Raw genomic sequence first — 10,520 nt, forward strand, 5'->3', positions numbered from 1 at the left:
CTGTTGGTGTTACACCACTGTTGCTAGTTGGTGGCACTGGTTTATATATCCGTTCTATTGTCCAAGGGATGAAAATTCCGAGAGTTGCACCACACATGGAATTGCGATCGCAGCTTGAATCTCTCGGTCAACCACAACTCTACGCCATGTTACAACAAGTTGACTCCATTGCAGCACAAAAGATTCATGGCAATGATTTAGTGCGAACTTTAAGAGCATTAGAAGTATATTATGTTACTGGATATCCGATTTCAGAACAGCAAGGGGAGAATCCGCCCAATTATCCGATTTTGCAAATTGGTTTAGATTGCGATGTTGAAAAGTTGCTTGCTCGTATTCAACAGCGTACTGAGCAAATGATAACAAATGGTTTGGTTGCTGAAGTGGAGTATCTTTGTCAAAAATATGGCGCTGATTTGTCTTTGTTGAATACTTTGGGCTATCAAGAAATCAAGCAATATTTGGCTGAGGATATTTCCTTAGATGAGGCGAAAGAGTTAACAATTTTGCATACACGACAATTTGCCAAGCGACAGCGCACTTGGTTTCGAGCATATTCACAAATTGAATGGTTTGATTCAGATGATCCTGATTTATTAGAGAAGGTTTGGCATCGTATAAATGAGTTTATAAGTTGCACAAGTTCGTGAGATTTTTTTTACTCATGTAAAGACGCAAAAAAGCTTTGCGCCTTTACAGTGCGTGCCCTAAAGAGTATCGGGATCTACGCCCATAGCACGCAGCCTTTCTGCTAGCAATTGGGTACGCTGTTCTGCTTGTTCGGCACGTTCTCGTTCCTGTTCGGCACGTTCATCTCCAGTCGATAAAACATTACCATCTTGGTAGCACCAGCGTAACCAAGTATCCTGTCTATCTTCAAATTTACCTTCCCATAGAGTTATACCTAAACCAACTTGTTCTAACCAAGTTTCTGAAGTTTCAAAGTAGCGTGTTCCCCTTAGTTCATAAACATGCAAAATTTTTTCTGCTAATTGCTGATTTGGGTCATATACGATGTAGTAACTAGCCCGCATGTGTTCATAAATTCGCAGTTTTTTGCCCAGTTCATCACCTTCTTTATTAGAGACAATTTCGAGTACAACTTCGGGAGGTTTGCCAAAACGCCAAACCATATAGCAACGATTTTGTTTCTCCCACCAATTTTGAGGTACTTGAACATCTAAGCTGAGAGAGACATCAGGTACAATGGGGGGCTGAAGGTCTGTTTAGTAAATGCCCACATTAGCTTCAGCTAAAAAAGTTTGGCTTTGTAGAGAACTGTAAAGAGAACTCACTAAAAGGCGTTGTTGTTTGGCAGATGCGAAATTTTCCACAGGTGTATCATCTTCAGTGACTAGCTGGTTGGCATCTGGCACATAGTAATCATCATCATTGATTAGAACTTGCTGAACCATGACTTTATCGAGTATGTAATAGCGTTATTTCTAGGTTAATTGATTGCATATAGTAAAACAGTAACTAACATTGTATCCGGTCTTCAAAAACTACATAATGGCTGGACTTAGCTGACGGAGATTACCTTTCTTCCAAACTACAGAATAACGCCAGAATAAGTGCTTTCTAACCTTCGCTTTACCCAAGAAGCTTGTATAAATTCGTCGTGCTTGCGATAAGGTCAAGTACTTGTCTGTGCGAAGATGCTCTCTCATTGCTTCTGCTACTTCTGATGACGGTTGAATACGCCTATTCTTGATCGTTTGAAGCAACCAGTTTAGAGGAACAGCAACAAAATCGCTCAACATTTCTTGCACATTCTCACGCTCTAATAAATCTAAAATCACTAGACTGCCGCCAGGTTTCAAAGCAGCTTTCAGATTGGGTAGCAAGTTTTCTATTGGTAAATGATGAACTGTAGCTATAGAAACGATTGCATCAAATTGCTCAACTGGAAACTTCCACTGCAATATATCAGCAACTTGAAAATCAATATTTGTATACTGTCTTGAACGTTGCTTGGCAACTTCTATCATATTTGGGGATAAGTCAATTGCAACAACTCTGTCAGCACATTTAGCGAGAAGACGTGAAAATTCACCTGTTCCACAACCTATATCTAAGACACTTTTACATTGCTTTGGAAACTGTTTGAGTAGAAAATGGTGATAGTGATTATTATGATCCCATCCCTGTTTGTCATATAGAGCAATGCGATCAAAATCATTCTGAATTTTTTGAGTCAGCTTCTCATTCATATAGCTTCGTTATCAAACACATTAATGAATTTAACCCAAACTTCCTCAGCAACCCCTCAAAATGTTTACCTACTAATAAATTCATACAGACGAGAACCAAAAAATGTGTCGCCTGAAAACTAAGATGGTATAACATTACACTGAGTGTAGAAGATCAGAGCGATCGCATTCACTCACTTTTGACTGCTATTGTTGCAACAATAGTAATTACAGCTATACTAACTAGCCTGCAACATCTACCTTGAACTTTAAAAAACTATGCTTACCCAAGATAAAAAACAACGCAATTGGAAACCCATTCTCAAAGCATTCGAGGCTGTGCTTGGCAAAAATGGTGTGGTGCAACGCCGCGAAGAACTCATTACCTATGAATGCGATGGTTTAACTGGTTATCGCCAACGTCCGGCTGTGGTGGTTTTACCCAGAACTACAGAACAAGTTGCCCAAATTGTGAAGATATGCAACCAATACTCTATCCCCTTCATAGCACGCGGCTCTGGCACTGGTCTATCTGGCGGCGCTTTACCAGTGATAGATTCTGTTTTAATTGTCACTTCGTTAATGCGGCAAATCCTCAGCATTGATTTAGAAAATCAACGAACAGTTGTCCAGCCAGGGGTAATTAATAGTTGGGTAACACAAGCTGTTAGTGGTGCTGGTTTTTACTACGCTCCTGACCCTTCTAGCCAAATTATCTGCTCTATTGGCGGCAACATTGCCGAAAATTCTGGTGGCGTACATTGTCTCAAATATGGAGTCACCACTAACCACGTTTTAGGATTAAAAATTGTTACGCCAGAAGGGGAAATTATCGATTTAGGCGGACAAATTCCAGAAATGCCTGGTTATGATTTAACAGGTGTGTTTGTTGGTTCCGAAGGTACTTTAGGAATTGCTACAGAAATTACTTTGCGAATTCTCAAAAGTGCAGAATCAATTTGTGTGCTGTTGGCAGATTTTACTAGCATTGAAGATGCGGGAACAACTGTTTCTGACATCATCAGCGCTGGGATTATTCCTGGTGGTATGGAAATGATGGATAACTTCAGCATCAATGCAGTTGAAGATGTTGTAGCAACTAATTGTTATCCCCGCGATGCTACTGCCATTTTGCTAATAGAAATTGACGGTTTAGAAGTTGAAGTTGCAGGAAATAAGCAGCGAGTTATTGAAATCTGTAAAAAGAATGGGGCACGAAATGTCACTTCTGCTACTGACCCAGAAACCAGATTGAAATTATGGAAAGGACGCAAAGCCGCTTTTGCTGCGGCTGGGCATTTAAGCCCAGATTATTATGTACAAGACGGTGTAATTCCTCGAACTCAATTACCTTATGTTCTCCACGAGATTAAGACATTAAGCGAACAATATGGTTATCGGGTTGCTAATGTATTTCATGCTGGCGATGGTAATCTTCATCCGCTAATTCTTTATGATAATTCTGTGCATGGAGCATTAGAGCAGGTAGAAGAAATGGGTGGAAAAATTCTTAAACTTTGTGTCCAAGTTGGCGGTAGTATTTCGGGTGAACATGGCATCGGTGCAGAGAAAAAGTGCTATATGCCACAGATGTTTAGCCAAGTTGATTTAGAAACTATGCAATGGGTACGGCAAGTTTTTAATCCTAAAGGGTTAGCAAATCCTGAAAAGATATTCCCTACACCACGAACTTGCGGTGAAGCAGCCAATGCATCAGCTATCAAGGAATTTGAAGGTGTGGAAAGATTTTAAGAAGGAGTGATGAAGGAAATAGAAAAAATGAGAGTTTTACTTTATCAGATTTTGACTTTTCGCCCAATCTAAAAAGTCAGATGAAAAGTTTAGCGTTGCGATCGCCAGAGAAGTTCTGGTTTGTCGCGGTATTAAATACGACGAACATAGGGTTGTATTTTCCCGGACAAATTGATATGATTGTGTGTATCAAATTCCACGTTTGAGTTTACCAAGAGAATAAAAGCCCTCTTCCACAGGGAGCATATCGGAGATTTATTGCCTTTTATAGCGGCTTACTACAAATTATTTAGCCTCCTGCAAACTGAAAGCTGTAGTGTCTTGCAAGGTGACGAAGGCTGAGTCTGGGTCGTCTTGATAGGCTGGTGCTTTGCTGAAAAGGTAGGGGAAAGGTTCTATCCGTGATGCGGAGTTACTGAGTCAGACTAATTCAGTAACTCCGCACCAAAGAATATAGAACCAAAGGATAAAAGAATGCGTCTGAGAAAGTTAGTCAACTATGGGATTTTTGTGCTGGTGCTCGTCATTGGATTCTGTTTCACAACAATTGCCCGTGGTTATGACATTCCACCCCCAACTGGGCAGGTTGCGATCGCCCAACAGACGAGTGATCTCATGTTAAACACATTGTTCGCAGCGCTGACGCAGGAGTTCAACGAAACCACGCGGGATAATGTGGAGCAAGGCAAGCAGTCCATCTCGCTCATATTTAACGATCAGAACAAGGATATGCGCCTAGTTGGCACCGTTGACCCGCTTCGGCAAAACGATCGCCCCCGCGACAAGTTTGAGGTTCAGGCAAATGCCCTAGCCCTGGCGGGACAGGCATACACGTCCGTCCAGAAGTTAGACAATAAATGGTACTATCGACGCTCGATCCCTCTCAGCAACTTTAGGGCAGAGTGTGCACTCTGCCATGTAAATTTTCCGGCAGGCCCCACGTCGGATTGGGTGGGCGCGCTCATGCTTAGGGTGCCTATCAAGAAGTAAGGGATTTCCAAAAAATAAAATAATTATTCTATGAAAGTAGGAGTTAGTGATGCTGACGACAGCACTGACTTCCTGTTTTCTAATAAATTAAACTATGTATGGTTGGAGTTGTAGGTGCTTTTGTCTTTTCCAGATCCCGTGAAAAGTCAGTATCAGATTTTAGTATCGTTAAATATATTCATGACCCAAATTGGCTTTGTATTTTTTAACTGTTTTAATTTCTAACTTCTGATTTAATCATCATTTATTCACATACTCCGGAGAATTATAATTTTATTTTGTAGTTATATATAATAGTCCAATCGTACTAGGTCACGCTTACAAATGAATCGGGTAGCTCGCCGTTGTGTTTCTTACTTACTGTGTTTGGGATTAGTGGTCACTTTAAGAGTTTTTTCACTCTCTTCAGTCTCTTCACTACCAGTTTATTCCCAAAATATAAGTCCTTTAACTACAGAAATTCGCGGCGTTTGGCTTACTAATGTTGCTAGTGGTGTACTATTTGTCCCTTGGGGTATTAACCGTGCTATAAACCAATTATCGGCTCTCAAGTTTAATACAATTTATCCTGTAGTTTGGAACCGAGGACATACTTTTTATAAGAGTGCTGTAGCTAAAATGACTACAGGTTCAGAAACTCAACCTTTGCTCAACTTCATGCACGGTGGACAGAATGTTTTAGCAAAGATAGTGACGCTTGCCAAAAATAAAGATTTGAGAGTGATTCCCTGGTTTGAATACGGGTTTATGACGCCGCATTATTCACAATTAGCAAGGCGTTATCCTGACTGGTTGACAATTGGGCAAGAAGGTATAAAGTCCACCCAAGATGCCCCACCTGAAGAAATTGATAATGTTTTGGTAAGTAAGGTGGCTTGGTTGAATCCCCTACATCCGCAAGTGCAAGAATTTATCCAAGGGCTAATTTTAGAAGTAGTCAGGGATTACGATGTGGATGGTATTCAGCTTGACGATCATTTTGGGATGCCAGTACAGTTTGGCTACGATCACTTCACTATTGAACTCTACCAGCAAGAGCATCAAGGCAAAAGTCCCCCAACTGATCCTTTTAACCCACAATGGATGCGGTGGCGGGCAGACAAAATTACTGATTTTATGGCAGAAATCTATCAAGCTGTGAAGGCTGTTAAACCTAACGTTAGAATATCTCTGTCTCCTAACTATCAAGCTTTTGCCTACAAATACTATTTGCAAGATTGGGAAAATTGGGTAAAAAAAGGTCTAGTTAATGAGTTAATTTTACAGGTATATCGAAATGACAAAAACTCTTTTATGGCTCAACTGGAACAATCATCTATAAAATTGGCTCAAAGTCTAATTCCTGTAGGTATTGGTATATCAACGGGAACGGTGCGTAATCCTGTGAAAATGGCACAAATTAGAGAACAAGTTCAGATGGTGCGCGATCGCAATTTTGATGGTATCTCCTTTTTTTACTGGGAGAGTCTCTGGGGTTACATCGTACCCGAATCACCCCAACAGCGACGCAAAGCTTTTTTTGATCTGTTTAATGCTAAAACTGTCAGATTATTACAACCAAAGAAACTTTGATGCCATTCGCGCCGGAAAATACTAGATTTAGCTTTATATTACTGTGGACTTTCGCTACTTTTGGCGGTTTTTTATTGAGTTTACTCTTAATTGAAGTCGGCGAAAAACCAGATATTGGGTTAGTAGAGGCGGCTATCGGCGGATTTGCGATCGCACTTCCTCAAGGTTGTCTTCTCAAAGAACCTATCTATTGTATCAGGTGGATTTTGTCAAGTCTTTTGGGTTGGAGTATCATCACCGCGATCGGTATTGGTGCGGTGGGTTGGATAGTACCTAGTACTCAGATTTTCCCTGTGAGAATCCTGTCTGGGGCAGTTTATGGGGCGCTTGGCGGCTTGGGGATTGGATTGGCACAATCATTAGCAATTCCCCAGCCTATGCCGTGGCGATGGATATTTGTCTCTTCGGCAAGTTGGGCTGTTGCTGTCCCCGTGGGTTCTGCTGTCGGGATGATCTTACACCGCCTGATGCAGTTATTCTTAGGCGAAGTCATGGGATTAGCTATTACTTGGCTGCTGGTTGGTATCCTCACCGGAATGAATGCTCAAAAGTTGCGAACGTAAGTTCCCATTCCCTTGTTCACGCCGATATGATAACCTGTGTACATGAACATTTAAGGAAAAAATAGCCTTTCTTCATGCCAACATAGATATAATATCGAACTTACTTATATATCTATGGTTGAAAATACTCGCGGTAAAAGGGGAGATCCAAACTATAAATTAATCTCTGGTTACGTACCAAAAGAACTTGCTTTATTATTCAAGACTATTTGTGTTGCCACTGAAATTGACCAAAGTCAAGCTATGGAAGAAATGATTACAAAATGGGCTAAAGAAAAGCAATCAATACTTGATCGCATGAAGAATGTCTAAATGTGAGTGAGGACAAGGAGAAAAGAGAATACACCATGAGCAATGCACAACGACTTGACAATGTTGAGAATGATTTAGAAACAGTTAAACAGTTGTTGGTATCAACAGCCAGCTATGCAGAATCATCTGACAAGAGGATTGATCAACTAGTTCAACGTCAAGACTTAACCCAAAAACAGCTTGATGGTCTAGCCGTAACTGTTCAAGTTATGGGTGAAAATATTGACAGATTTGTAGAGAAGATTGACAGATTTGTAGAGAAGATTGACAGATTTGTAGAGAAAACTGACAGATTTGTAGAGAAAACTGACAGATTTGTAGAGAAGACTGACGATTTTCTCGATACAACTAAAGCGCGGAATGCCCTACTAGACGGGGTAATCCTTGAATTACGAGAGAGTCAGATGTCAACTAATGCTGCTGTAGAAAGGTTGGATAGAATCTTAGAACAATTGCTGAAGCGAAACTAATAGCAAGCACCCATTTGGAACTAAGGATGGAATTGAGCATCCTTCGACTCCTTATTGTCTCTTGCCATTCCCCACTCCCTTTATTAAGAATTGTAAATTTAATTGATGTATACTGAGGTTTGCACTTAAGTATATGCAAAAATGCTGAAAAACTGTTAAAAATCAACTTCAATAAGTTTGCCCTAACCTGCAAATGTATTTTCGCCTTCAAAAAGCAGGATTTGTTAAGCTGACTTTTATTAGCTTTCCTAGATTTCTGACAAGAAGTAGAGAAAGATTCAAATTTCGATGAGCAACAGCTGACAATACTTTGCTATAGGCGCTAAAGTGCATCTACTACAAGCGTAACGACAAGAGAGCGCCTAGAAGAGTCAGTAATACCAGACAGGGACTCTCGCATGAATATAAATCCAACGGAATCAACTATGGAGTTGACAAAATTATCACCACCTCAGATTCTCTTCGGCACAGAAGTAGATGAGAAAAGTAGTAGTGAGCAATTTCTACTGAGCATGTACGATTCTGTGCAAGCATCAATATTTGTAGTTGATGTTCTGGAGGACGGAGATTTTCGATATGTGGCACTTAATCCCACTCATGAGCAGTGGATAGGCATTCGTTCAGATGATCTCCGGGGCAAAAAACCAGAGGATATTCTCTCCCCCAACGATGCTGCTAAGGTACGTCAGCATTATGCTGAATGTGTGCTATTCGGCAAAACTATTTCTTACGAACAATGTTTGCAATTTCAGGGGGTTCAGACTTGGTGGAGTACGACTCTCACGCCGCTAAGGGATGCTAACTCCAGGATTTATCGATTGATTGGTACTAGTAGCAATATTACTCCTGTGAAGCAAGCAGAACAGGCAGTTGGACTCCAGGTTGAACGGGAACAACTGCTAGAAGCGATCGCAGGAAGAATTCATCAATCTGTCGAATTAGAGACAATTCTGCATCAGACAACAATTGAACTGCGGCAGTTTTTGAATTGCGATCGCATCCTAATTTATCGCTTCGAGGCTGATGGCAGTGGGGTAATCATTGCCGAGTCAACTGTGACTGATCCCCTGTTGGGAAAAAACATCACCGATCCCTGCTTTAGTGGCAATCGAGAACACTACGGGCGAGGTTGCATTCAAATTGTCGAAGATATTTATGCAGCCGGGTTGCATCCTTGCCATATAGATTTTCTGGCATCTTTGCAGGTAAGAGCCAATCTAGTCGTGCGGATTTTCAAAGAGCAAGATATGTGGGGGCTATTGATTGCCCAGCATTGCCACCAATCGCGTCAATGGCAGCAAACAGAAACCGATTTACTCAAACAGTTGGCAACTCAAATCGGCATTGCTGCTGAACAGGCAGAACTTCGTCAGCAGTTCAAGGATCTCAAAGCAAAGTTGCAGTTGCAAAAACAGAAGCACAAAAATCAGTTGCAGCAAGTGCGAAACTTTGAAGCCTTGGTGCGACGCATGACAGAACAAATCCGCGACAGTCTGGATGAAAGTCAGGTATTGCAGACACTCACCCAGGAATTAGCAGAGTTACTGAACCTTGATTGTTGCCAAATCGAACTCTATAGCACCTGTCAAACTCTGGTTACTATTACCTACGAGTACACCATTAACCTACCTCGGTGTCAAGGATTGACTAAAAAGATTGCAGACCGTCTTGAAGTTTATCAGTCACTATTGCAAAAACAACCTTTGCAATTTTTAGAAATTGTTCCTGGATGGCAACCAAAGCTATTGGTTATGTCCCAGATGGCTTGTCCAATTTTCGATACTCAAGGGATTTTGGGAAACATTTGGTTGACAAGACCATCACAAGAGGCATTTGATGAATTTGAAATCGAGTTAGTGCAGCAGGTAGCAAGTGAATGTGCGATCGCTATTCGTCAAGCCCAGCTTTACAAACAAACCCAGGCACAGGTCAAAGAATTAGAAAATTGCGATCGGCTCAAAAACCAATTTCTCAGAAACCTATCCCAAGAACTGCGGACACCAATAACTAGCATCAGTCTTGCAGTCCAAACCCTCGAAAGTGTCCTTACACCAGAAGAAATATTAGATATAGAAATAGTTCCACAACTCTTGCAGATTCTGCATAATGAGTGTGCGCGAGAAAACAAGTTAATTAACGACCTACTCACACTCACATATCTAGAAGCCGAACCCGATCCCCCAACTTTGATTGCCATTGACTTACAAAGCTGGCTTAACCCCATTGTCGAGTCTTTTCGAGACCTCACCACTTGCCAGCGACAGCAGTTAAACCTGAGTGTTGATCCCGCACTCCCGCTTTTAGAGACAGATATCACAGATATGGAGAGGATTATCACCGAACTACTCAACCATGTCTGCAAATATACCCCAGCAGGTGAGTCTGTCACAGTTTCTGCTCACCTGACAGAGGACGCAGTAGAGCTTAATATTAGCAATTCGGGACTAGAGCTTACCAGCAACGAACTGTCACGGATATTTGAGCCTTTCTATCACCTTTCCAAACGTGATCCTTGGAAACATAGCGGCACTGGACTGGAATTGGCATTAGTGCAGAAAATGGTCAGACATTTAGGCGGCTCAATTTATGTAGAGAGTGGAGCCGGTCAAACCATCTTCACCATCGAATTCCCCCTTTAATTCGTTTTTTGGCACGGTACTAGCTAAATT

General features: G+C 41.3%; 10 protein-coding genes and 1 pseudogene. 9 read left to right on the forward strand and 2 right to left on the reverse strand.

Going from position 1 to position 10,520, the window contains the following annotated elements; translation table 11 throughout:
- On the forward strand, positions 1-650 hold a 650-nt coding region (miaA, locus tag VE944_RS18845), incomplete at its 5' end, for a tRNA (adenosine(37)-N6)-dimethylallyltransferase MiaA (protein ID WP_324980148.1).
- Between the two features lie 57 nt (positions 651-707).
- Here miaA and VE944_RS18850 read toward each other — a convergent pair.
- Both VE944_RS18850 and VE944_RS18855 read right to left on the reverse strand, forming a co-directional pair.
- Positions 708-1,415, reverse strand: a pseudogene (locus VE944_RS18850) (Uma2 family endonuclease).
- 90 nt (positions 1,416-1,505) lie between these two features.
- A complete protein-coding gene (locus VE944_RS18855; RefSeq protein WP_324980151.1) occupies positions 1,506-2,213 on the reverse strand; it encodes a class I SAM-dependent methyltransferase in 708 nt (235 codons plus the stop codon).
- A gap of 258 nt (positions 2,214-2,471) precedes the next feature.
- Here VE944_RS18855 and glcD point away from each other — a divergent pair, with 258 nt between their 5' ends.
- From glcD to VE944_RS18895, 8 genes are all read left to right on the forward strand, one after another.
- Positions 2,472-3,944 (forward strand): glycolate oxidase subunit GlcD, encoded by a 1,473-nt coding sequence (gene glcD / locus VE944_RS18860; protein ID WP_324980154.1) that lies wholly within the window; start codon positions 2,472-2,474, stop codon positions 3,942-3,944.
- A gap of 80 nt (positions 3,945-4,024) precedes the next feature.
- Positions 4,025-4,150, forward strand: a complete 126-nt coding sequence (locus tag VE944_RS18865; RefSeq protein ID WP_324980156.1) for a hypothetical protein — start codon at positions 4,025-4,027, stop codon at positions 4,148-4,150.
- A 268-nt stretch (positions 4,151-4,418) separates the two neighbouring features.
- Complete coding sequence (locus VE944_RS18870) at positions 4,419-4,934, forward strand: hypothetical protein (RefSeq protein WP_324980158.1); 516 nt, start codon at positions 4,419-4,421, stop codon at positions 4,932-4,934.
- 324 nt (positions 4,935-5,258) lie between these two features.
- Complete coding sequence (locus VE944_RS18875) at positions 5,259-6,506, forward strand: glycoside hydrolase family 10-like protein (protein ID WP_324980161.1); 1,248 nt, start codon at positions 5,259-5,261, stop codon at positions 6,504-6,506.
- Positions 6,506-7,069, forward strand: a complete 564-nt coding sequence (locus VE944_RS18880) for a hypothetical protein (RefSeq protein WP_324980164.1) — start codon at positions 6,506-6,508, stop codon at positions 7,067-7,069. Before VE944_RS18875 ends, VE944_RS18880 begins: the two co-directional genes overlap by 1 nt.
- A 114-nt stretch (positions 7,070-7,183) precedes the next feature.
- Entirely contained in the window at positions 7,184-7,381 is a 198-nt protein-coding gene (locus VE944_RS18885) for a hypothetical protein (protein WP_229458602.1), read from the forward strand.
- 35 nt (positions 7,382-7,416) lie between these two features.
- Positions 7,417-7,851, forward strand: a complete 435-nt coding sequence (locus tag VE944_RS18890) for a hypothetical protein (RefSeq protein WP_324980170.1) — start codon at positions 7,417-7,419, stop codon at positions 7,849-7,851.
- Positions 7,852-8,249: 398 nt separating this feature from the next.
- The gene (locus VE944_RS18895) at positions 8,250-10,490 is read left to right on the forward strand and encodes a sensor histidine kinase (protein ID WP_324980173.1); all 2,241 of its coding nucleotides are present in this window, start codon (positions 8,250-8,252) and stop codon (positions 10,488-10,490) included.
- The last annotated feature ends 30 nt before the right edge of the window (positions 10,491-10,520 follow it).

The sequence above is a fragment of the Nostoc sp. genome, assembly GCF_035638895.1.
GTDB lineage: Bacteria > Cyanobacteriota > Cyanobacteriia > Cyanobacteriales > Nostocaceae > Nostoc.

What these genes read in the sequence shown, in the direction of transcription:
- VE944_RS18855 (WP_324980151.1), bottom strand. Translation starts at nt 2,213, where the DNA reads ATGAATGAGAAGCTGACTCAAAAAATTCAGAATGATTTTGATCGCATT.
- glcD (WP_324980154.1), top strand. Translation starts at nt 2,472, where the DNA reads ATGCTTACCCAAGATAAAAAACAACGCAATTGGAAACCCATTCTCAAA.
- VE944_RS18865 (WP_324980156.1), top strand. Translation starts at nt 4,025, where the DNA reads ATGAAAAGTTTAGCGTTGCGATCGCCAGAGAAGTTCTGGTTTGTCGCG.
- VE944_RS18870 (WP_324980158.1), top strand. Translation starts at nt 4,419, where the DNA reads ATGCGTCTGAGAAAGTTAGTCAACTATGGGATTTTTGTGCTGGTGCTC.
- VE944_RS18875 (WP_324980161.1), top strand. Translation starts at nt 5,259, where the DNA reads ATGAATCGGGTAGCTCGCCGTTGTGTTTCTTACTTACTGTGTTTGGGA.
- VE944_RS18880 (WP_324980164.1), top strand. Translation starts at nt 6,506, where the DNA reads ATGCCATTCGCGCCGGAAAATACTAGATTTAGCTTTATATTACTGTGG.
- VE944_RS18885 (WP_229458602.1), top strand. Translation starts at nt 7,184, where the DNA reads ATGGTTGAAAATACTCGCGGTAAAAGGGGAGATCCAAACTATAAATTA.
- VE944_RS18890 (WP_324980170.1), top strand. Translation starts at nt 7,417, where the DNA reads ATGAGCAATGCACAACGACTTGACAATGTTGAGAATGATTTAGAAACA.
- VE944_RS18895 (WP_324980173.1), top strand. Translation starts at nt 8,250, where the DNA reads ATGAATATAAATCCAACGGAATCAACTATGGAGTTGACAAAATTATCA.